This is a genomic window from Actinacidiphila yanglinensis (assembly GCF_900107965.1).
In the GTDB taxonomy this organism is placed as follows: domain Bacteria; phylum Actinomycetota; class Actinomycetes; order Streptomycetales; family Streptomycetaceae; genus Actinacidiphila; species Actinacidiphila yanglinensis.
In genome coordinates this window covers 337,990-360,490 of record NZ_FNVU01000002.1, presented here as the reverse complement: position 1 = coordinate 360,490, position 22,501 = coordinate 337,990, and the positions used below count along the sequence as shown (strand labels likewise).

The 22,501-nt window shown below is 75.2% G+C and carries 11 protein-coding genes; 1 reads left to right on the top strand and 10 read right to left on the bottom strand.

Annotation, left to right across the window (positions count from 1 at the left end; translation table 11 throughout):
- The first annotated feature begins 45 nt into the window (after window positions 1-45).
- Window positions 46-3,924, top strand: coding sequence for a multifunctional oxoglutarate decarboxylase/oxoglutarate dehydrogenase thiamine pyrophosphate-binding subunit/dihydrolipoyllysine-residue succinyltransferase subunit (locus C4U44_RS05545; protein ID WP_103884463.1), 3,879 nt, complete (start codon window positions 46-48; stop codon window positions 3,922-3,924).
- Between the two features lie 81 nt (window positions 3,925-4,005).
- On the opposite strand, the gene fxsT (C4U44_RS05540) is transcribed toward C4U44_RS05545, so the two are convergent.
- The 10 genes from fxsT (C4U44_RS05540) to C4U44_RS41435 form a co-directional block, all read right to left on the bottom strand.
- Window positions 4,006-7,623 carry an FxSxx-COOH system tetratricopeptide repeat protein gene (gene fxsT / locus C4U44_RS05540; protein WP_235031820.1) on the bottom strand — a complete coding sequence of 1,206 codons (3,618 nt, stop codon included), beginning with the start codon at window positions 7,621-7,623 and terminating at the stop codon, window positions 4,006-4,008.
- Window positions 7,620-9,113: a CHAT domain-containing protein gene (locus C4U44_RS05530; protein WP_103884462.1), complete on the bottom strand. Its 1,494-nt coding sequence runs from the start codon at window positions 9,111-9,113 to the stop codon at window positions 7,620-7,622. The genes fxsT (C4U44_RS05540) and C4U44_RS05530 overlap by 4 nt, the downstream gene beginning before the upstream one ends.
- Window positions 9,100-11,067 (bottom strand): magnesium chelatase, encoded by a 1,968-nt coding sequence (locus tag C4U44_RS05525; protein WP_146088201.1) that lies wholly within the window; start codon window positions 11,065-11,067, stop codon window positions 9,100-9,102. Before C4U44_RS05525 ends, C4U44_RS05530 begins: the two co-directional genes overlap by 14 nt.
- Entirely contained in the window at window positions 11,064-12,020 is a 957-nt protein-coding gene (locus tag C4U44_RS05515) for an AAA family ATPase (protein WP_235031819.1), read from the bottom strand. The genes C4U44_RS05525 and C4U44_RS05515 overlap by 4 nt, the downstream gene beginning before the upstream one ends.
- On the bottom strand, window positions 12,017-12,379 hold the full coding sequence (locus C4U44_RS05510) for a CU044_2847 family protein (RefSeq protein ID WP_103884459.1): 363 nt from the start codon (window positions 12,377-12,379) through the stop codon (window positions 12,017-12,019). The genes C4U44_RS05515 and C4U44_RS05510 overlap by 4 nt, the downstream gene beginning before the upstream one ends.
- A 38-nt stretch (window positions 12,380-12,417) precedes the next feature.
- Window positions 12,418-15,426 carry an FxSxx-COOH system tetratricopeptide repeat protein gene (gene fxsT, locus C4U44_RS05505; protein ID WP_103884458.1) on the bottom strand — a complete coding sequence of 1,003 codons (3,009 nt, stop codon included), beginning with the start codon at window positions 15,424-15,426 and terminating at the stop codon, window positions 12,418-12,420.
- A 96-nt stretch (window positions 15,427-15,522) separates the two neighbouring features.
- Complete coding sequence (locus tag C4U44_RS05500) at window positions 15,523-17,055, bottom strand: aKG-HExxH-type peptide beta-hydroxylase (protein WP_146088200.1); 1,533 nt, start codon at window positions 17,053-17,055, stop codon at window positions 15,523-15,525.
- The gene (locus C4U44_RS05495; protein WP_103884765.1) at window positions 17,052-18,269 is read right to left on the bottom strand and encodes an FxsB family cyclophane-forming radical SAM/SPASM peptide maturase; all 1,218 of its coding nucleotides are present in this window, start codon (window positions 18,267-18,269) and stop codon (window positions 17,052-17,054) included. The genes C4U44_RS05500 and C4U44_RS05495 overlap by 4 nt, the downstream gene beginning before the upstream one ends.
- A 323-nt stretch (window positions 18,270-18,592) precedes the next feature.
- Complete coding sequence (gene fxsA, locus C4U44_RS41440) at window positions 18,593-18,796, bottom strand: FxSxx-COOH cyclophane-containing RiPP peptide (RefSeq protein WP_160144979.1); 204 nt, start codon at window positions 18,794-18,796, stop codon at window positions 18,593-18,595.
- 251 nt (window positions 18,797-19,047) lie between these two features.
- Window positions 19,048-22,500 carry an SAV_2336 N-terminal domain-related protein gene (locus C4U44_RS41435; RefSeq protein WP_160144978.1) on the bottom strand — a complete coding sequence of 1,151 codons (3,453 nt, stop codon included), beginning with the start codon at window positions 22,498-22,500 and terminating at the stop codon, window positions 19,048-19,050.
- Window position 22,501 lies beyond the last annotated feature (1 nt).

The window sequence follows — 22,501 nt, the reverse complement described above, 5'->3', positions numbered from 1 at the left end:
CCCGCTGTCCACCATCTTGTGAAGCGGAAGAGGGCGGTTACCGCCGTGTCGCCACAGTCCCCCAATAGCTCTAGTGTCTCCACCGACCACGAAGCGCAGGGCGAGGGCCCCGCAGCGGGTTTCGGCCCGAACGAGTGGCTCGTGGATGAGATCTACCAGCAGTACCTCCAGGACCCGAACTCGGTAGACCGAGCCTGGTGGGACTTCTTCGCCGACTACAAGCCGGACGGCTCCGCCACTCCGGCCGCTCCCGCGGGCCAGGGCGGCGCCTCCGGCGCCTCCGCGCGCGCCAGCGCGGGTGTGCCCGGTTCCACCCCGCCGTCGGCGCCCGCCGCCCCGCAGGCCGCCGCGGCGCCCGCGCCGGCCCCGGCCGCGCCCCAGGCTCCGGCGGCGCCCGCCCCCGCCGCCCCGGCTCCCGCGCCCGCCGCGCAGGCTCCCGCCCCGGCTCAGGCCCCGCCCGCCGCTCAGCCGCCGGCTCCGGCCCCGGCTCCGGCCCCCGCGGCGGCGAAGCCCGCCCCGGCCAAGCCCGCGGCAGCCCCTGCCGCGGCGGCGGCCACGGAGACCGAGTACGTCCCGCTGCGCGGCCCTGCCGCAGCCGTGGCGAAGAACATGAACGCCTCCCTGGAGCTGCCCACCGCGACCTCGGTGCGGGCGATCCCGGTGAAGCTGCTGTTCGACAACCGCATCGTCATCAACAACCACCTCAAGCGGGCCCGCGGCGGCAAGGTCTCCTTCACCCACCTCATCGGCTACGCCATGGTGCAGGCGCTCAAGGCGATGCCGTCGATGAACCACTCCTTCGCGCTGAAGGACGGCAAGCCGACCCTGGTCAAGCCCGAGCACGTCAACCTGGGCCTGGCCATCGACCTGGTGAAGCCGAACGGCGACCGGCAGCTCGTGGTCGCGGCCATCAAGAAGGCCGAGACGCTGAACTTCTTCGAGTTCTGGCAGGCGTACGAGGACATCGTGCGCCGGGCCCGCTCGGGCAAGCTCACCATGGACGACTTCTCCGGCGTCACCGCGTCGCTGACCAACCCCGGCGGCCTGGGCACCGTGCACTCGGTGCCGCGGCTGATGCCCGGGCAGTCGATGATCCTCGGCGTCGGCTCCATGGACTACCCGGCCGAGTTCCAGGGCACCTCCCAGGACACCCTGAACAAGCTGGGCATCTCCAAGGTCATGACGCTGACCAGCACCTACGACCACCGGGTGATCCAGGGTGCCGCGTCCGGCGAGTTCCTGCGGATCATGAGCCAGCTGCTGCTCGGCGAGAACGACTTCTTCGACGACATCTTCGCCGCGCTGCGCATCCCGTACGAGCCGGTGCGGTGGCGCACCGACATCGACACCGCGCACGACGACGACGTCACCAAGGCCGCGCGGGTCTTCGAGCTGATCCACTCCTACCGGGTGCGCGGCCACGTGATGGCCGACACCGACCCGCTGGAGTACCGGCAGCGCAAGCACCCGGACCTCGACGTCCTGGAGCACGGGCTGACCCTGTGGGACCTGGAGCGGGAGTTCGCCGTCGGCGGCTTCGCCGGCAAGTCCCTGATGAAGCTGCGCGACATCCTCGGCGTGCTGCGCGACTCGTACTGCCGCACCGTCGGCGTCGAGTACATGCACATCCAGGACCCCAAGCAGCGCAAGTGGATCCAGGACCGGATCGAGCGCCCGCACGCCAAGCCCGAGCGCGAGGAGCAGCTGCGCATCCTGCGCCGGCTGAACGCCGCCGAGGCGTTCGAGACGTTCCTGCAGACCAAGTACGTCGGCCAGAAGCGCTTCTCGCTGGAGGGCGGCGAGTCCGTCATCCCGCTGCTGGACGCGGTGCTGGACGCGGCGGCCGAGTCCCGGCTGGACGAGGTCATCATCGGCATGGCCCACCGCGGCCGGCTCAACGTCCTGGCGAACATCGTCGGCAAGTCCTACGCCCAGATCTTCCGCGAGTTCGAGGGCAACCTCGACCCGAAGTCGATGCACGGCTCAGGCGACGTGAAGTACCACCTGGGCGCCGAGGGCAACTTCACCGGGCTGGACGGCGAGCAGATCAACGTCTCGCTCGCCGCGAACCCCTCGCACCTGGAGACCGTCGACCCGGTCATCGAGGGCATCGCCCGCGCCAAGCAGGACGTGATCAACAAGGCCGGCACCGACTTCACCGTGCTGCCGGTCGCGCTGCACGGCGACGCGGCCTTCGCCGGCCAGGGCGTGGTGGCCGAGACGCTGAACATGTCGCAGCTGCGCGGCTACCGCACCGGCGGCACCGTGCACGTGGTGATCAACAACCAGGTCGGCTTCACCGCCGCCCCGGAGTCCGCGCGCTCGTCGATGTACAGCACCGACGTGGCCCGGATGATCGAGGCGCCGATCTTCCACGTCAACGGCGACGACCCGGAGGCCGTGGTCCGCGTGGCGCGGCTGGCCTTCGAGTTCCGGCAGGCGTTCAACAAGGACGTCGTGATCGACCTGATCTGCTACCGCCGCCGCGGCCACAACGAGTCCGACAACCCGGCCTTCACCCAGCCGCTGATGTACGACCTGATCGACAAGAAGCGCTCGGTGCGCAAGCTCTACACCGAGTCGCTGATCGGGCGCGGCGACATCACCCTGGAAGAGGCCGAGCAGGCGCTGCAGGACTACCAGGGCCAGCTGGAGAAGGTCTTCACCGAGGTGCGCGAGGCCGTCGCCGCGCCGCCCGAGACCCAGGACCAGGACGACCGCCCCGAGTTCCCGGTCACGGTGCCGACCGCGGTCTCCAGCGAGGTGGTCAAGCGGATCGCCGAGTCCCAGGTGAACATCCCCGAGCACGTCACGGTGCACCCGCGGCTGCTGCCGCAGCTCCAGCGCCGGGCGGCCATGGTCGAGGACGGCACCATCGACTGGGGCATGGGCGAGACCCTGGCGATCGGCTCGCTGCTGCTGGAGGGCACCCCGGTCCGCCTGGCCGGCCAGGACTCCCGGCGCGGCACCTTCGGCCAGCGGCACGCGGTGCTCATCGACCGGGTCACCGGCGAGGACTACACCCCGCTGCTGTACCTGTCGGAGGACCAGGCCCGCTACAACGTCTACGACTCGCTGCTCAGCGAGTACGCGGCGATGGGCTTCGAGTACGGCTACTCGCTGGCCCGGCCGGAGTCGCTGGTGATGTGGGAGGCCCAGTTCGGCGACTTCGCCAACGGCGCCTCCTCGATCATCGACGAGTACATCTCGGCCGCCGAGCAGAAGTGGGGCCAGACCTCCGGCGTCACCCTGCTGCTCCCGCACGGCTACGAGGGCCAGGGCCCGGACCACTCCTCGGCCCGGATCGAGCGCTACCTCCAGCTGTGCGCGCAGAACAACATGACGGTCGCCTTCCCGACCACCCCGGCGAACTACTTCCACCTGCTGCGCTGGCAGGTGCACAACCCGCACCACAAGCCGCTGATCGTCTTCACCCCGAAGTCGATGCTGCGGCTGAAGGCGGCGGCGTCGAAGGCCGAGGACTTCACCACCGGCCAGTTCCAGCCGGTGATCGGCGACACCTCGGTGCAGCCGGAAGCGGTCCGCAAGGTCGTCTTCTGCACCGGCAAGGTCTACTACGACCTGATCGCCGAGCGGGAGAAGCGCGGCGCCGGTGATGTCGCGATCATCCGGATCGAGCGGCTCTACCCGCTGCCCGGCGTGGAGATCCAGCAGGCGCTGGCGCCGTTCACCAAGGCGCAGAAGTTCGTCTGGGCGCAGGAGGAGCCGGCCAACCAGGGCGCGTGGCCCTTCATCGCGCTGAACCTGATCGACCACCTCGACCTGGTGCTGGGCGCCGCCCCGGACAACGCGGACCGGCTGCGCCGGGTCTCCCGCCCGTCCTCGTCGTCCCCCGCGGTGGGTTCGGCGAAGCGGCACCAGGAGCAGCAGCAGAACCTGGTCAACGAGGTCTTCGAGATCTGACCGGCCGCGGGTCCCGCCCGCGCGTCACGGCCGGCGGCCCCCTGCCCTTCCCGGGCGGGGGGCCGCCGGCCGTCGCGCGTGCTACGCGCTGAACGCCTCGAAGTCCCAGTAGGGCAGGGCGCGGGACCGGGCCTCGACGGTGCGCGGGTGGCCGGTCCCCAGGGTGCGGGTGAGGTCGTCCAGCACGCGCCGTTCGATCGCGTCCGCCTCGCCGAGCGTGCCCTCCTCGCCGAGGGCGCCGCCCTCACGCAGGCACGCCACCAGCGCCGTCCGGCACGCCAGGGTGAGCGGGTGCTCGCCGCCGAGGACGTCCGCGGCGGTGGCGTCCGTGGCGCGGCTCAGCGCGGTCGCGTCCGCGCCGCGGCCCACCGCCAGCCGGGCGACGGCGGCGTTCAGCGCGCAGCCCAGCGCCCAGGGGTGCGCCTCACCCAGCGCGAGCCCCATCGCGTCCAGCGCCTCCTCCGCCTCCGCGCACGCCTCGTCCCACTCGCCCGCCACCCGCCGCACCAGGGCGTGGTTGGCGAGGGCGCCCGCGGTGTAGGGGTGCCGGACGCCCAACTGCCGCCGGTAGCGGTCCAGTACGGACGCGGCCAGCTCGCGGGCCCGGTCCGGGTCGCCGTGCGCGCGCTCGTGGCAGGAGTACGACGCGGCGACGCGCAGGGTCAGCGGGTCGGTGTCGCCCAGCACCCGCTCGCACCGGTTCAGCAGCCGGCCGAGGGTGGCGAACGCCCGGGCCCTGTCACCCGCGTGGCGCTCGCACTCGGCGAGGTTGTGCTCGGCCCGCAACGACTGGGGGTTGTCGGGGCCGAGCACCTCGGCGTGCAGCGCGCAGGTGCGCTCCTGCGCGCGCAGGGCCTCGCCGTAGCGTCCGAGCAGACGCAGGTCGTGCGCGTGGGAGTCCTGCGACGACAGGGTGCGGGCGTGCCGGGGGCCCAGCCAGGTGCCGAGGGCGCCGAGCGTCTCCTGGTCCAGTCGCAGGGCGTCGGCGTAGCGGCCGAGCAGGCGGTAGGTGACGGCGGTGTTGTTCCGGGCCATGAGGCCGCCGCCGGTGTCGTCGGTCGCCGCGTAGCCGTCCTCCACCAGTTCGGCGAACTCCAGTGCCTCGCCGTAGTGGCCGAGGTGGCGCAGGTCGGCGGCGAGGCTGCCGGCCGCGCGCAGCACCAGCGGGTCGGTGCCGTCGCGGTCGGCGCTCAACTGCTCGTAGGCGGCCCGGTCCAGGGTCTCGCTCTCGGTGTACTCCCCCAGCGCGCGCAGCAGGTTGGCCCGGTTGTGCGACAGGTCCCACAGGAGGGAGTCGCCGGGGTCGAGCATCTGCGGCCAGTACTCGTTGGCCCGGCTGGCGATGCGCAGCCCGGCGCCGTACTCGCCGGACAGGAACAGGTAGCGCAGGCAGCGGATCACGGTCGTCCGGACGGCGGGGACGGTGGAGACCAGGGCGCCGGAGGCCTCCAGATGCGGGACGATCTCGGCGTAACGCGCCCACTGGGAAGGGTCGTTGGGCCGGCCGGGGTCGGCGGCCACCAGCGCGCCGCCGACCGCGCGTGCGTACCGGCCGTACTCGTCCGGGGCCATCTCGTTCCGTACCGCCTGGTGGACCAGCCGGTGCATCTGGATGGCCTCGCCGGCTCCGGACGGCTCCTCGGCGGTGGTCTGCCGCGGGTCGGACTGGATCACCGACCACTGGGCGAGTTTCTCGATCGCGGCGTCCCAGATCTCGGGATCCGCGGTCAGCCGGGCGAGTTCGGGGGTGGCGTCCGCGCCCGGTACCCCGCGCAGCAGCCGGACCGGGATCGGCCCGGGTGCGAAGAACACACACAGCCGCAGCAGCTCGACCGCCTCGGGCCGGTCCTCGCCGAGCCGGTTGAGAAGGATCGAGAAGGCCGTGAAGTACGTCATCCGGAAGTCCGGGGCCACCTTCAGCCCCGACTCCACGTCCGCGCCCCGGCGCAGGAGTTCGACATACTCGTCGACCAGCATGTTCGAGTCGTCCAGTGCGCCCGCGTTCTGGTCCAGCGCCAGCGCCAGGTCCCCCAGCACCTCCGCCAGCTTCTCCGCGTCCGCGGCGTCGAGCCGCGGCGCACGGCGGCGTACGAACGCCACCGACTCGTCCCGGGTGTAGACTGGCACCTCGATCAACGCGCTGTTGTGCTCCCCCCATCCACGGTTCTGCGAGGTGATCAGCACGTGCCCGGGGCCGGTGGGCACCAGGTCGTGGACGTCCTCCGGATAGTCGGCGCCGTCCAGGACGACCAGCCAGCGGAGGTACGGCTCACCGCGGCGCAGCGCGTCGCGCACCGCGCGCAGCCGCTCGCCGTACTCCCGGCCCGTGACCAGGCCGAGGGCGGGCGCCAGGCCGGCCAGCTTCTCGCGCAGGGTCCCGCGCTCGCTCGCCCGCACCCACCACACCACGTCGTACTCCGGACCGAACCGGTAGGCATACTCCGTCGCGATGTGGGTCTTCCCCACACCGGACAGGCCGTGCAGGGTGGCGACACCCGCTCCCGGTTCGGCCCCGGACAGTTGCTCGTGCAGCCCGAAGAGCAGTGACTCGCGGCCGGTGAAGCGGCGGTTGCGCGGCGGCACCTCACCCCACACGGCCGGCTGCTCCAGCGGGTAGCGCGGGCCCGGTCGGCCGGAGCCCGCCGCCGCGTCGTCCTCGCCCGGAGGGATACCGAGCCGGACCAGCACCCGCCGCTCGGCCTCCCCGGCATCCAGCGCCCACAGGTCGGAGGCGGCCAGCAGGGCGGTGGCGCTGGGCAGCGCGGCTGGGGTGAGGGAGACCGCTGCTATCCGATCGCTGTTCGGGGGCACCACGGCGCGCAGCGCGGAGTTCCACTCGCGGGCGGGACGCCCGGCGACGTACGACTCGCTGAGCACCAGCAGGGCGGTGCCGCCGGACAGCAGCAGGTCGCGCAGCCCCTCCTCGATGCCGGCGCGCGGGGCGACATCCCACCGCTGCATCGACACCCGGACGCCGTGCCGCTCCAGCAGGGCGCCGATCCACACCGCCCAGGCGCGGTTGGGGCCCGCGTAACTGAGGGTGACGTGCTCGGGAGGGGCGCCGGGAACGCCGGACGGTCCGCCGTGGGCCGCGCGCCGGGGCCGCGGCACGGGCTCCGGCGCGGAGGCGGGGACGTCAGGCCCGGTGGCCCCGGGGGCCGGCGTCTCTCCTCCGCCGAACGGCCCGTCTCCGAACCGCCCGGCCCCGAACGACCCGGGTGCCGCGCCCTCACCCGGCTTCCCCGGAACCGGCGTCCGCACCGTGCCGCCCTGGGCGGTCCCCTCCACCGGATCCGTCCCCGCGGGCACGACCTCGACCGGCAGCCCGGTCGTCCGCACCGGCACCCCGTGGGCGTTGAAGACCGACAGCCGCAGCAGCGCGGGCCCGGGCTCGGACCCCGCCGTGACCACGAAGCGCGCCGGGCCGTAGGTCCCGCCGAACCGGTGCAGCACCACCGCGGGATGCCCCAGCGCCTCGCAGAGCAGTTGCGGGGCGCCCTCCAGCGCGATCCCGAAGGCGAACTCCTCCTGCTCGTAAGGCCACGCGTCGGGCGCGCCGGTGCTGCGCAGGTCGACCGTGACGAGGTAGCCGCGGCCGGCCTCCGCGACCCGCGGCCGGCCGACGACGGGTTCGACGCGCAGCCGCACGCCCGCGCCGTTCTCCGAGGCGTTCCCCGAGGTGTTCCGCGGGCCGCTCACGGTGCCGGGTCCGGGTGGTGGGGCGCCAGTTGAAGGGTGGTCAGCGGGTGGCCGTAGTAGACGTACATGAAGGCGTAGAGGAGGTCGAGCACCCGCCGCTGGCCGTCGACGTCATGGCCGCCGTCGGACGCGCGGACGCGCGGGACCCGGTGGGGCAGCGACGCCACCGCGTGGGCCCGAAAGTCCCGGAGCATCTGGGCGATCGGCCGGTCCGGGGTGCGGTGGGCGTGCTCCACGAGGTGGCCGAGCAGCGCCCGCGCCTCCGTCTCGCCGACCTCGCCCCGGGTCGCGATGCACGCCTTGGCGCCCTTGCGCAGGAAGAGTTCGGAGAAGCCGCGCAACGCGTCCTCACCGCCGCCCCTGTTGTCCACGAGCCGCCCGGAGTGGCAGACGTTGAGGCAGACCAGGGTGCCGCCGGTCCCGGTGTCCCCGTGCAGCGCGCTCATCGCCGGCTCGTCGAGTTCGTACCAGGTGAGCATGCCCACGGTCAGGTCGTCGATGCGCTTGCCGTGGGTGCCGTGGCAGCCCATGTAGACCAGGCCGAGGCCGGTGTCCGCCCGGCCGGGCCCGCAGGGGTCCGGCCGCCCACCGGTGTCCGGTCGCGCGGCGGTGTCCGGCCGCCCGGACGTTCCGGCGGCTCCAGCGCTCCCGGGGACCTGCTGGGCGGCGCGGGACGCGGCGCCCGGTCCGCCGGCCGCCGGAACGGGCTCCGCCGCCCGGCGCCGCTCGTCGAGTCGGTCGAGGAAGCGGTCGACGTCGGTGTGCGACTCGTGGTCGAAGGGCGAGAAGGCGCCGGCGTCCGAGCGGTTCGGCTCGTCGAAGTAGCTGAGCACCCGGCCCGAGCAGTGCGCGGGTTCGTCGAGCAGGGGGCGGGCGAGCTCCCTGATCGTGGTCCAGCGGGCGACGGGCACGGCGGCACCCAGCGGCAGGTCGGTCCCGGTGGTGGCTGCCTCGGCGTTGAGCAGCAGCATCTCCCACGGGATCTCGTAGTCGGTGTCGTCCCACACCACCAGGTGCAGGGCGGCGCCGTGCCGGTCCCGCTGCGCGTTGAGCCAGCCGACCAGCGGCCGTTGGCGGAACGACCAGTGGCGTACCTCGCGGTAGAACTCGCTGGGCATGGCGCCGCCCTCGCGCACCCGCTCCAGATTGATGTCCGTGGGCGCCAGTTCGGGCGCGCGCGAGGTGAAGGGCAGATCGTCGGAGGGGCCGCCGCAGACGCCGGTGAGCAGGTACGCCGGGTCGCCGTCGCCGCCCCGTACCCGCTGCACCCGAAGCTCCGCCAGCCCGTCGGGCAGGCGCTCGGTGGGGTCGGTGCTGACGCTGCCGAGCCCGCCCGGCGCCGTGTCGGGCAGGGTCGCGTCCGGCGCCTCGACCGCCCGCGGCGCCGCCAGCGGCAGTGGCCGTGGGCTGTGCGGACCCGCGCCCGGGCCGACCGCGCGCGCCCCGGCGAGCCATGCGCCGGCCCGGCGGATCCGGTCAGACGGCGGCATCGGTGTCCTCCCTGGCGCCGGGTTCGGCGGCCACCACGCTGCCGCCGAGCGCGTCGGCCAGCGTGAACGGCAGGTCGGCGTACGGCCGCGCGCCGGTGTCCAGAACAACGGTGTGCAGCCGCATCCGGCCCATCGCGCCCAACTGGCCCGCGGCGGTGAGCGCGTCCTGCACCCCGCGCCTGCCGACCGGACCGTCGTGGCGGCCGGTGAGGCTGGTGCGCAGCGGGACGTTCCCGCGGCCGTCGGTGGCGACGACCAGCCACGCCTCGGCCAGCGACGTCGGCTGCTGCTGGAACGCGCGGCGCACCAACTGCGCCGCGACCAGCAGGCCGTGGGCGAGCGGCGTGGCCCGTCCCGCCGGGCGGTAGAGGGCCTCGGCCAGCCGCGGGTCCAGCACGTTGCGGGCCTGGAAGGTCTGCGCGCGCAGCTCGTCGGCGGCCGACGCGCCGCCGACCTCCACGACGGCGACGGTCGCACGCGCCGCGTACGCCCACCGCACGTACGGCGCGAGTGCCTGCGGCCACTCCCAGCCGGGCCTGCTGGTGTGGTCCAGCAACAGCACCAGCATGCGCTCCGGTTCGGCGGCGCGGGCGTGGCTGCGCAGGTCGGCGGGCGTGATCACGAACCCGCTCCCGCCGCGGGCACGGCCCCGCAGCCGCTGGTACTTGGCGGCCTCGACGACGGTCGGCACCAGTGCCAGGTCCCGCAGGTCGGTGGCCCTGCGGATGCCGGTGACCGGTCCGCGCTCGGCGGCCGGACCCGCGCTGCGCCGCCACGCGGCACGCAACGGCGCGAACTCCCGCAGTGGTTCGGCCTCGTCCTCCGGGTAGGGGTCGCCGCCGGTTCGGCCCGGGGTGTGGCCGGTGAAGGGGGCGACGGTCTCCTCGGGTCCGGGCGCGGGCAGTTCGGCGGTACGCGTGGCCGCATCCGGCTCGGGCATGCGCGGCTGCGGGGGGGACGTCTGGGCGGCGGGAGGCGGCGGCTCGGCGCGGGGCGGCGGCGGGCCGGAGGGCTCGGGGCCGGACGGCGGCCGGTGGGCGGCGGGCCGGAGCCCGATCAGCCGGGCCGCCTCAGTGACATGGTCCTCGGTGGTGGCCGGTGCCCCGCCGAGAGCGGCCAGCGCGCGGGCGATCCTGGCCAGTGCCACGGCCCGCCGCTCCCCCGGCGCCTCGCGGGCCGCGCGGGCGAGGGCCGCGTCGTCCGGCGCGGGCCCGCCGGCCCACCGGCCGGTCGCGGCGCGGTTCCGTAAGTCGGCCAGCACGCGGTGCTCGGAGGAGGCCCGCCAGGCGGCCGACGGGTCGGCGGGCAGCACCAGATCCGGCAGCCGCAGGCGCAGCGGGAAGCGGTCCAGCAGGTGCGGGGAGACCCGGCCCGCGTCGTCGCTCCGGCAGAACGCGAGCCAGCGGGCCCGGGGCCGCCACACCTGGCTCACACCGTGCCGCTCCACGGCGGCGACGTCCGCGCCGAGCACCGTGACCGCCGCCCGCAGCCCGGGCAGCGGCAGGCGGGCCAGGTCCGGCACGACCACCGCACGCGGCGGCGCATCCGGTTCGGCCTCCACCAGGTCGCCGCCGAGCACGTCCACGGTGATCCGTCCCGCGGCGGGCAGCAGCCGTGTCCGCGACCACAGGTCGTCCTCCCGCACCGCCGCCCCGAGCCGCACCAGCCGGCCCGCGCGGGCACCGTCCGCGGGCGCGGCGGGACGCGGGCCGCCGCCCGCCGGTCCGGCCGGGTCCGCGCCCTCCCCCGCGCCCGCACCCTCGCCTGTGCCCTCGCCTGTGCCCTCGCCTGAAACGAAGCCCGCCACGACCGCCGCGAACACGTCCGCCACCGGGCCGGTCAGCTGCGGCGGCACGTCGAACAGCAGCACCCCGGTCAGGCGCGGGTCGGCGGCGGCGCAGGCGAACACCCGCAGCAGCCGGCCGAAATCGGCGGGGCCGTCCTCGGAGGTCATGAGAGCAGGGTGTCCAGGCGCGCGAGGTCCTCGGGGGTCCAGTCGGCCGAGCCGCCCTGGGTGGTCTCGGGTCTGCGGTGCCGGAGCGCGAGCGGCGCGGTGGCCCGCAGGTGGGCCACGGTCACCTCGAGCGCGCCCTCGACCGCAGCACGGGCGCGGGCGGCCTGCAGCATGACCACCTCGCCGCGGTGGCCGACCACCTGGAGCGCCGCGGCGGTGTCGGCGCAGCGCCGGACGACGGCGTCGGGCACCGCGATGTCGAGCAGCCGGCTGCGCGCCCGCAGCAGCCGACCGCGCAGCTCGCGGTCGCGCCGGCGTCCCTCGGCCAGCCAGGGCGACTCCGGTTCGCCGCACTCCTCGTCGAACCGCAGCACCGCGCGCAGCATGGCGTGCCGCTGGTCGGCGTCGAGCGGCTGCGCGGTGGCCATCAGGCCGAACCGGTCCAGGAGTTGGGGCCGCAGCCCGCCCTCCTCCGGGTTCATCGTTCCGACCAGGCCGAAACTGACGCTCATCACCTTGTCGATGCCCTCGCGCTGCACGGACAGCACCCCGGTGGAGGAGACGTCGAGGATGATGTTCACGACGTGGTCGTTGAGCAGGTTGACCTCGTCGACGTAGAGCAGGCCGTCGGCGTGGGCGGCCTCCAGCAGGCCGGGCTGCTCCATGGTCTCCCCGCGCAGCAGCGCGTTGAGCTCCCAGCCGCCGAGCACGCGGTCGTCGGTCGCGTCGATGGTGAGGGTGACCGGCAGCCGGCCGCGGGTCATGAGCGCGAACGCCCGCACCACGGTGGACTTGGCGGTGCCGGGCGGCCCGGAGATCAGCACGCCGCCGATCCGCGCGGCGACGAAGTTCAGCTCCAGCGCGAGCTTCACCTCCTCCTGCCCGACGACGTAGCCGTACGGCAGGATCGCGATCCCCTGCGGCGGCTCGCCGCGCCGCGTGCCGGCCGTCACGACGCGGGGTCCGACTGCCAGCGGAAGGTCACCTGTAACTGCGCCTCCGCCTTGCTCTGCACGACGTAGGCGCCCAGCGTGGCGTCCAGCCTGATGCCGACCTGCATCTCGACCTGGTCCGGCCGCACCTCGTCCGGCAGTGCCCGGAAGCGGGTGGCGGCGATCTCCGCGCACCGGCAGGCGAGCGCGATGCCGTCCTCGTACACGTCGTGCGCGAGCTGGGCGACGCGGCGCGCCGGGGCGCCGCGGGTCTCCACGCCGGCGTACACGTCCCCGGTCGGACCGGCCGGGGAGGCGTCGACCTCGACGTACACGGGTGGTGCGCCCGCGGCCCCGGACGGGCCGCTGACTATGGGCATCTTCCTTGTCCCCCAGGGGCGGTGGTGGCGGGCGCGGGCTAGGAGCTGAACGGCTCGAAGTCCCAGTACGGACGGCTGCGTGAGCGGGCCGCGACGGTGTGCGGGTGCTGCGCGCCCAGGGTGCGGGACAGGGCCTCCAGCGCCTCCTCCTCGATCTTGTCGCCCTCCTGCCGCTTGCGCAGGTTCCGCAGGTCGGTGGCGAGCGCGATCCGTGACGACAGGGTGAGCGGGTGCTCCTTGCCGAGCGCGGCGGCGGCCTTGTCCGCGGTGACGCGGCTCAGCTCGACGGCGCTCTCGGGGTCACCGCTGAAGTTGCGGGCCGCCGCGACGTTCAGGGCGCAGCCCAGCGTCCAGGGGTGGTTCTCGCCGACCGCGCGGGTCATCGTGCCCAGGGCGTCCTCGACCTCGATGTGGGACTGCTGGCGCTCGCCGGCCGCGCGCAGCAGCAACCCGTGGTTGGCCAGGACGCCCGCGGTGTACGGATGCCCGTCGCCGAACTGCCGCCGGTAGTGCGCGAGGACGAACTCGCCCAGCTCGCGGGCCCGGTCCAGGTCGCCGTGCTCGCGCTCGAAGGTGGACAGGGTGGCCGCCACCCGGATGCTCAGCGGCTCGCTGTCGCCGAGCACGCGGTCGCAGCGCTCCAGCAGCCGGGCCAGCAGCTCCGCGGCCTGGGGCCGGTCGCCCCCACGCTGGTAGCACAGCGCGAGGTTGTGCTCGGCGCGCAGCGTCTGCGGGTTGTCGGCGCCCAGCACGGTGCGGTGGATCTCGGCGTTGCGCTCCTGCACCGAGGTGGCGTCCTTGTACCGGCCGAGCAGGCGCAGGTCGTGGGCGAAGGAGTTCTCCGACGACAGCGTCCAGTTGTGGCGGTCGCGCAGCAGGTCGCGCAGCGCCTCCATGGTCTCCTGGTCGATCCGCATCGCGTCGGCGTAGTGGCCGAGCAGGCGGTGGGTGAGGCCGATGTTGTTCTGGGCGACGAGGGTGCGGGAGTCCTGCGCGCCGACCAGTTCGGCGTAGCCGTCGCGGACCTGCCCCGACAGCGCCAGCGCCTCGCCGTACCGGCCCAGCGCGCGCAGGTCGGCGGCGAGGCCGCCGCCGGCCCGCAGCGCGAGCAGGTCGCCCTCGCCGCGGTCGGTGCTCAACTGCTCGTAGGCCCGGCGGTCGATGGCCTCGGTGGTGGTGTAGTCGCCGGTGGCGCGCATGGAGTTGGCCTGGTGGTGGGCGAGGTCCCACAACCGGGGATGGCTGGGTTCGAGCAGCCGGGGCCAGTGCTCGGCGGCGGTCGCCGCGATCCGCTGCGCGGCGCGGTACTCGCCGGAGAGGTTGAGGTAGCGCAGGCAGTTCAGGACGGTGAGCTGGATGTCCGGGTTGGTGGACTCCAGGGCGCGGGACGCCTCCAGGTGAGGGACGATCTCGGCGTAGCGCGGCCACAGCCGGGTGTCGTTGGGCCGGCCGGGGTCGGCGGCGGCGAGCAGCTTGCGGACCACCCGTGAGTAGAGGGACTGCTCCTCCTGGGGCATGTCGGCCCGCACCGCCTGGTAGACCAGCCGGTGCATCTGGATGACCTCGGTGGAGCCGGCCGACTCGTCGGTGTCGTTCTCCGGTGGGTCGGACTGGATCACCGACCACTGGGCGAGCTTGCTGATCGCCGAGTTCCACAGCAGAGGGTCGTCCATCAGCCCGGCGAGCTGCTCGGGCACGTCGCGGATCGGCAGGTCGCGCAGCAGCCGGATCGGGATCGGCCCGGGTGCGAAGAACACGCACAGCCGCAGCAGGTCGACCGCCTCGGGCTTGTCCTCGCGGAGCCGGTTGAGGAGTATCGAGAAGGCCGTGAAGTACGTCATCTGGAAGTCGGCGGCCACCTTCAGCCCCGACTCCACGTCCGCGCCGCGGCGCAGGAGTTCGATGTACTCGTCGACCGGCATGTTCGAGTCGTTGAGCGCGCCCGCGTTCTGGTCGAGCGCCAGCGCCAGGTCGCCCAGCGCCTCGGCGAGCTTGTCGGCGTCGGCGTAGTCCATCCGCGGCGCGCGGCGCCGTACGAAGGCCACCGACTCGTCGCGGTCGTAGACCGGCACCTCGATCAGGGCGCTGTTGTGCTCCCCCCACTCGCGGTTCTGCGAGGTGATCAGCACGTGTCCGGGGCCGGTGGGCACCAGGTCGTGGATCTCCTCGGGCTGGTCGGCGCCGTCGAGGACGACCAGCCAGCGGGGGTACGGATCACCGCGGCGCAGCGCGTCGCGCACCGCGCGCAGCCGCTCGCCGTACTCCCGGCCCGTGACCAGGCCGAGGGCAGGCGCCAGGCCGGCCAGCTTCTCGCGCAGCGTGCCGCGCTCGCTCGCCCGCACCCACCACACCACGTCGTACTCCGGACCGAACCGGTAGACGTACTCCGTCGCGATATGGGTCTTCCCCACACCGGACAGGCCGTGCAGGGTGGCGACACCCGCTCCCGGTTCGGCCCCGGTCAGCTGCTGGTGCAGCCCGTACAGCAGTTCCTCGCGGCCGGTGAAGCGGGTGTTGCGGCGCGGCACGCCGCCCCAGACGGACGGCTGCTCCAGCGGGTAGCGCGGGTTCCTGGAACTGCTGAGGGTGTCGCTGGACGACGCGCGCGGCGGGGTGATGCCGAGCCGGGTCAGCACCCGGCGCTCGGCCTCCACCGCCCCCAGGCCCCACAGGTCGGCGGCGCCGAGCGAGGCGGCGGCGCTGGGCAGCGCGGCGGCGGTGACGCAGACCGCGGCGAAGCGGTCGCTGTTGGGCGGCACCACCTCCCGCAGCGCGGAGTTCCACTCGTCGGGGTCACGCGGGCCCAGCCGGAAGTACCACTCGCTGAGCACGACCAGCACCTGGCCGTCGGAGAGCAGGAGGTCGCGCAGCCCCTCCTCGATGCTGGCGCCCGGGACGACGTCCCAGCGCTGCATCGACACCTGCACGCCGTGCCGCTCCAGCCGGCTCGCGATCCAGGCCGCCCACGCCCGGTTGTACCCGGCGAAGCTGATGGTCACGGGCCCCCGCCCGGCTGCTGCTGAAGCGGTGTTCCGCCCTCCGGCCATGCGACCGACTCCCTCGTTGTACGCGCGTAGTGCTCTGACGGTGCGACAGGTGGCTGCGCCAGAAACTACACCGAATGCTCCCCCGGTGACGCGTCGTCATGCCGGTTCGGCCCCGTTCGTGACCCTCTGCGCCAACCGGCGCCGCCAGATGACCCTGGCCGTCTCGACGTAGGCGGTCGCGCGGGCCAGGTGGCCGTCCGGAGGTGCGTGCTCCTTGAGTCGAGTGTGATGGGCCGCCATCGCGTTGGCCAGCGCGCGGCCCTGCCGGGTCAGCGCCCGGGCGCCGAGGAGTTGGGGCAGCGCCGCGCCGACCTGTTCGCGGCAGCGGCAGTGGTCCGCCCAGGCGGCGTCCCTGCGGACCGGGTCGGTCAGCACCGTGGCGGCCCGCAGGTGGAAGTCGGCGAGCGCCAGGTGGGCGTACGCCCCCTGGAAGAGTCCGTCGAAGGGACGCGGGTCGGGACGCCAGGGCGCCCAGTAGCCGGGGCTGTCGTCCGCGGTGTGCAGCACCGCGAGCCGGGAGACGGCCAGCAGCTTGGCGTGCTGCAGCTCGTGCACCAGCGTCGCGGCCAGTTCCAGGCCGTCGCGTGGGGTGCTGCTGAGCAGCGCGCCGAACGCCTCGCCCCGGGTGGCGCTGCACTGCGCGCCCGGCGCGCCGTACAGCGGCACGACGCAGTCCAGCAGCGCGCCGACCTCCTCGGCCCGGGTGCTGCCGCTCAGCCGCAGCCAGGGCCGCGCGTCGTGCCACGCGGTACGCCACGCGGCGTGTCCGGCGGCGTCGAGCCGGTCGGCGATGTCGAGCCCGTAGGGATTGGTCCGCCGCTCCTCGTCCCGGTACGGGTCGACGTCGTCGATCAGCACCGCGCGGCCGTCGGGGTGACGCAGCGCCTGGAGCTGGCGCCAACCGGGCGACGCGGAGCGCCAGATGCCGTCCTGTCCCTGGCGGACCTCGACGGTACCGGCCGCGGGAGCCGGGCCCCGGCCGGGCGGAGGCGACGTCGGAGCGTCCCCGAACGCGCCGTCGGGGGGCGCCGGGAGCAGCCAGAGCCGGCGGGGTTCGCCGACGACCCGGACCAGCGGGGCGGGCCCGCCGTCGGCTGCCGGCCCGGCGGGCGCGCCCGGGTCCGGGCCCGTGCCGGGCGGGCGGAGGCCGCCGAGGGTGGGCAGCCGGAGTTCGCCGTCGCGCAGCGGGACGTCGGCGGTGAAGCGCAGGCCCGCGCGGGCGGCGGCGGCCACGGACAGCGCGGCGAGGTGCGGCAGTTCCTCGGCGGCGCGGTGCGCCTGGCCGGGGCGGGTCAGCGCCCGCAGGCAGCGCTCCGCCCAGGCACCGGTGTGCGGGTACTGCACGACCTGCCGGGTGGCGGCCGGGTCGGCCCGGTCGGCGGCCTCCAGCAGCCGCCAGTCACCCAGCACGCGCGCGGCGGTCCCCCGGGGCAGGGTGCCGGCGGGGGCGGTCGCGACGGCCTCCAGCAGGGCCCGCAGGGTCAGCAGCCGCCGGGCGTGCTGGTGGGAGAGGAGCAACGCCAGCAGCTCCGGGGTGCTGCCGGTGCTGCCGATGACGCGCATCATCCCGTCGGACAGCGCGCTGCCGGCGGGAGCGGGGACGGGGGTGGCGGTGCCGGGCGGGTTCACCGGATGTTCTCCCGTGTCGTGTCGCGGCCGAATCCGGTGCCGGCCGCCTGGGCGAGTCGGTGGGCGGTGTGGCGGACGAGGTGGGCGAGGTCGGCGCAGTAGACCGACGGGTTGCGGAAGCCGGCCCCGGCCCGGTAGCGGTGGGCGTAGTGGCCGCCGCCGCAGACCGTGACCAGGGCGCAGCCGCGGCAGGTGGCGCCGAGGGCGGCGAGACCGGCCTGGCGGGCGGCGATACCGGGATGGGCGAGGGCGTCGTCGAAGCTGTTGCGGAAGACGTCCAGGCCGGTGGCGGCGGCGCCCTCGTAGGCGGACTTCAGCGAGTCGACCTGCTCGATGGCGCCGTCGGTCTCCACCACGACAGCTGCGAAGGGCTGCAGGCCCAGCCGTTCGATCGCCGCGGGCACCCCGAGCAGCAGGGCGACGCATTCCTCGAACAGCCGTATCCGGGTGCGGCGTTCGGGCGCGTCCCACCAGCGGTCGAAGACGGTGGTGAGCCAGCGGCCGTACGGCGCGGGGTCGTGCGCCGGCGCGGGCAGGCCCGGCGGCGGCGCGCTCCAGTTGCCGTGCGGCAGCAGCAGGTCGACCGCGGGCGGGTCGAAGGCGAGCAGCGAGTCGTAGACCTCGACCGGGTCGTGCCGCAGGTCCACCACGCACAGCACCCCGGCGTACGCCTCGGGCGCGTGGGCGGCCAGCAGCCGCAGCCCGGCGGACGCGGCCTTCCAGGCGGGGCGGCCGGCGTGGTCCACCCGCTCGCGGTTGTGGCCCGGCAGGCCGCCGTCGAGGCTGACCCCGATCCGCAGGCCCGCGTCGGCCAGGGTGCGGACCCGGCCGGGGGTGAGCAGCGTCGCGTTGGTCTGCACGCTGGCGTGCACGGTGCAGCCGGCCGGCAGCGCGGCGCGGATCACCTCGAGGTCGGCGGCCAGCCGGCCGGCACCGGCGAGCAGCGGCTCGCCGCCGTGGAAGACCACCGAGACGTCGGTGAGGCGGTGGGCGGCGGCGTGTTCGGCGATCCGGGCGGCGGTGCGCGCGGTCACCTCGCCGGCCGGGGCGCGGGGGCGGTCGCGCCAGCTGTGGTCGGGGCCGGCGTAGAGGTAGCAGTACGTGCAGGCCAGGTTGCACCTGCTGTGCGTCTTGAGGATGAACTGGCGTATGGGGGCGGGCGGTTCGGCATCCGGCCCGGCTCTGGACGCGAGGGCCGGGGCGTACCCGGGCACGCCTGCGGCCCCGTGCACCCCCGCGGCCGTGTGGACGACGGCGTGCGCCACCGCGGGCACGGGCAGGGGCACGGGCCCGGGTGCGGAGGTCCGTACGGCTCGGGGTGCGCCGGCGGCGGGTGCCGCGGCGGCCGGGCCGGGGGGCCGGGGTGCCCCGGCAGTGTGCCGCACGTCATCACCTCCCCCGGGCGCGGGCCATCGAGGGACTTCCCGCCGGCCCTCGCGGTTGTTCCCGCCCGGCGACAGGGAGCAAACACCTGGGCAGGGATTTGGCCGTATCCCTTCCGGGGCGCGGCCAAAAGCAGGCCGGCGCGCGGCGGCGCTCACGGGGTGTCGTTGTCGAACCCCCACAGCGCCTCGCTGCCGGGCGCCGCGACCCGCTCCCGCAGATCGCTGACCAGCGCGGAAAGCACCGGGTGCTGCACGGTCCGCAGCGACTCCAGATCCATGCCGAGCAGGTCGATACCGGCCTCGGCGAGCGCCGGGTCGATGTACGCCTCCGCGCCGCCGTAGGGTCGTTCCTCCATCGCGCGCCTCCCAAAGCCGTCCGGTCGTCCCGCTGTTCGCTCCCGTCCATGGTGCCCCGCCGGATGCACGGCTGTCGCCTGCGTTGCCGCGCCGACGTGGGACGCGGGCATCGGCGGCGCCGGACGGCCGGCCACCGGGTCGGCCTCGACCCCTCCCACGATGCGGAGTCGACCGCCGGGCGGATCGGCGGAGCGCCGGCCTCCGGGACAACGGCCGTGCCTCACACCCCGGTTGGCCGCGCCCACCCGGGTCAGTTGTTGAGGCGGTCCAGCCGCGCGCCGGTGTTCCGGCCCTCCTCGCCGCCGTCGTCGGGGAGTTGGCGCCACTGGTGCAGGGCGGCGCGGTAGGCGTCGGCGGCGGCGCGGGGGCGGCGGGCCGTCTCGTAGGCGTCGCCGCGCCAGTGGTGCGCCCGGGCCGCCAGCCGCACCATGGGCTCGGGCTCGGCGGACGCGCGCGCCGCGTCCGCGGCAGCCGAGGCCGCCTTGCGGTAGGCGTCGGCCGCCTGGTCGAGGCGTTCGGGGCGCCGCACGTGGCCCGGCACCAGGCGGTGCGACTCGCCCAGTTCGAACCATATCCGCGCGGCCAGGTCCGCCCCGTCGGCGCCCTGCGCGGCCAGGCCCAGCACCTGCTCGGCCTCGCGCAGGTCCACCTGCTCGCCCTCGGCCCGGTAGCGCAGTATCAACGCGCGGCCCAGCATCAGCAGCCGCTCCGGCTGCATCGGGTCGGACTCGGGTGTCTCCATCCGGCAGTCGCGCAGCACCAGCACCGCCCGGTTGACGAACGTCTCGCCACCCGGCAGCGCCGACCTGCTCAGCAGTGCCGCGCCCCACTCGGCCATCAGGTCGCGGTACTCGGTCCGGTCGCGCGGCGTGAGCCGGCATGCCTCCTCGAACCGGCCCGCCGCCGCCTCCAGTTCGCCCGGTGGCCCGCCCTCGGTGTGCCGGGCCACCCTGATCCGCCCCGCGCGGGTCAGGATCGCGGCCCGCTGGAGCCGGTCGCGGGTCTCGCCGAGGGCGCGGTCGACGAGCTGCTGCGCCTCGGTGAGTCGCCCCCCAGCGAGGAGTTGGGCGTCGATCAGGGCGAGCACCGCGGCGGTGACCGCCTCCGGCGCCGCCTGCTCGCGCCGCAGCGCGGTCACCGCGCCGGTGTACGAGCGGGCGGCCTGCTGGGCGTAGGTCTCCCGGCGCTCACGCCCGCGGGCCGCGTCGGCCAGCCGCAGCAGCGCGCGGCCGTGCGCGAGGGACAGCTCGCTCGGGCGCTGCCGCTGCGGCGGCCAGGAGTCGGCGAACGCCTCCAGCGAACCCACGGTCTCCTGGAGCAGCACGGCGTCGCCGCTGATCAGCCACTGCTCCTCCAGGACCGCGACCCGTTCCAGCGTGGCGTCCAGCAATCGCGCGGAGTCCAGGCCCGGCGCCGCGCACACGGCGGTGAACTCGCGGTCGGCCCGCTGCAGCAGTTCGAGCGCACCGCGGTTGTCCCCGGCGGCGGCCAACTCCTGGGCGGTGGCCTGGAGTACCCGGGCGCGCACCGCGCGGGCCGGCACGGAGGAATGGTGGGCGGCGGCGGTCTCGGCGGCCTCGCGGGCCTCGCGCAGCAGGTCGGCGCCACCACGCAGCCGCCACAACCGCAGGAGCTGCTGGGCCAGTTCGGTCCACAGTTCGGGGTCGAGGCCGCGCACCCGCTCCTCGGCGGCGGCCCGGCGCAGCAGCGCGACGGCGTCCAGCAGGTTCTGCACCATGCCCTCGCTGGTGAACCGGTCGGCGAGGTCCCGGGCCCGCTGCACCACGCTGGACGACCGCACCGCGGAGGGCTCGTCCGGAACGTGGACGGCGCCCTCGTCCGGCAGCGGCATGAACCGCTCCAGCACCCGCGCGGCGACCTCCGCGAACGGCTGCCGCGACTCCGCCACGGTGCCGTCCTCACCGCCCCGGCCCGCGCCCGTCCCGGTGCCGTCGGGCACGAGGCCCGCGGCCTGCCGCACGGCGGAGCGCACCGCGGCGTCCGCGGTCGGGTCGCCGGGGCCTTCGGCGAGCTGGGTGATGGCCAGGGCGGGGAAGTTGGGGCCGGACTTGCCGAACCGCTGCTCGACGTACTCCGAGCAGTGCTTGAGCACCAGCCGCGCCTCGTCCACGCCGAGCGGGCCGAGCAGCGCGTCGCGGACGCCCGGCGCGAAGTGGTACCAGCGGTGGTCGTCACCGCTCTTGCGCACCACCAGGCCGCTGAGCAGCACCTCGGCAAGCTCGGCCGGGCCGGAGTCGGGCAGCATGGTGCGCTGGACGAGCTGCATCACGGGCAGGAACAGCGGGGCCGCGGCGAGGTAGACGGCGAGTTGGGCGGCGGCGGGCGACGCGGCGGCGCGGAACCGGCCGACCAGCGCGGGCACCGGCACCGTGGTACGCCGCGGCTGGACCCGCACGGCGGGCTGGTCGGCGCGTACCCAGCCGACGGCGGCGGGCACCTCGCCCGCGCCCATGCCGGCCAGCAGCCGCGCCCAGGCGCCCAACGCCGTGGCGGTGGGCGGCAGTACGGGCACCGGCGCCGCGTCGAGCTCGGCCGGCGCCCCGGTCGCCCCGGGCGAGAAGCGCAGCGGCGAGGCGAGCAGCATGCCCTCCGCACGGTGCAGCACCCCGTACGAGACGGGCATCAGGGTGCGGCTCCACAGCCGGGCGGGCAGCGGCTGGAGCACGCCGACCGGGCCGTGCCGGCTCAGCCGGTGCAGCAGCCGGTGGGCCTGCCCGGAGCGCCACAGCGGCCCGGCGCAGTCGCTGACCATGAGGGTGATCCGGCGGCCGGTGGGGTCGCTGAGCTGGTCGGCGGAGCGCAGGCCGGCCGATTCGGGCTCGAAGCGGCCGCTGATGCCGACGTCGCCGTCCGGAGTGGCGTGCAGGTAGCGGACGTGGACCTCGTGGAAGGCGCCGAGCCGCTCGAAGACGCCGCTCAGCTCGCGCAGCATCCGCTCCCACACGAACATCGAGGAGGAGGTGTCCATGAGCAGCTGCATCGCGGCGTCGCCCTGCGGTCTCGGGCGGAAGACCGGCAGCAGCAACCCGCCCGCGCGGGCGGCGCGTTCGGCGGTGGCGGATTCGTCCAGCTCCTCGCGCAGCGGGCGGGCCGGGCTGCGGTAGCGCTGCAACGGGCGCAGGGCGGCCTGGAGTTCGAGCAGCCGGGGCAGCGCGCCCGCCTCCGGGACGCCCACGCCGAGCGCGGCGCCGCCGGGCGCGGGTCCGACCTGCCCGGGAGCCCCCTCGCCGGGGTAGAGGCTGATCACCCGGTCGTCGGGGGGCGTCTGGGCCGGCGGGACCAGCCGGGTGCCGGCACCGTCGGTGCCGTCGGGCCGGTGCGCGCGCGGGTAGTCCGCGGCGGAGCCGGCATCGCGGCGGCTGTGCGGGCCGACGGAGGTCTCCGGGCCGGGGCGGGTGGTCGGGCGCGACCAGCGGGCCAGCCAGAGGGCGTCGGCGAGTTCGGAGGCGTCCGGGTCGAGTCCGGCCTGGCTGAGCGCGCCGACCACCCGGGCCAGCGGGTCCGGGGCACGCGGGGTCTCCCGCCCGCCGGGCGTCTCGCCGCCGGTCGCGCTCCCGCCGGGCGTGCCGGCACCGCCGCCGGGCGGGCGCCCCGACGTCAGCCGCTCGCCGGCGCGGTCCGCGCGGTCGGCACGGTCCGCGCCGTCGCCGGCGGGGGGCCGTCCGGAGCCCATCTCGGCCATG

Coding starts and splice junctions, on each gene's coding strand:
- C4U44_RS05530 (WP_103884462.1), bottom strand. CDS start 9,113: ATGCCGCCGTCTGACCGGATCCGCCGGGCCGGCGCATGGCTCGCCGGG.
- C4U44_RS05525 (WP_146088201.1), bottom strand. CDS start 11,067: ATGACCTCCGAGGACGGCCCCGCCGATTTCGGCCGGCTGCTGCGGGTG.
- C4U44_RS05510 (WP_103884459.1), bottom strand. CDS start 12,379: ATGCCCATAGTCAGCGGCCCGTCCGGGGCCGCGGGCGCACCACCCGTG.
- fxsT (WP_103884458.1), bottom strand. CDS start 15,426: ATGGCCGGAGGGCGGAACACCGCTTCAGCAGCAGCCGGGCGGGGGCCC.
- fxsA (WP_160144979.1), bottom strand. CDS start 18,796: ATGGAGGAACGACCCTACGGCGGCGCGGAGGCGTACATCGACCCGGCG.
- C4U44_RS41435 (WP_160144978.1), bottom strand. CDS start 22,500: ATGGCCGAGATGGGCTCCGGACGGCCCCCCGCCGGCGACGGCGCGGAC.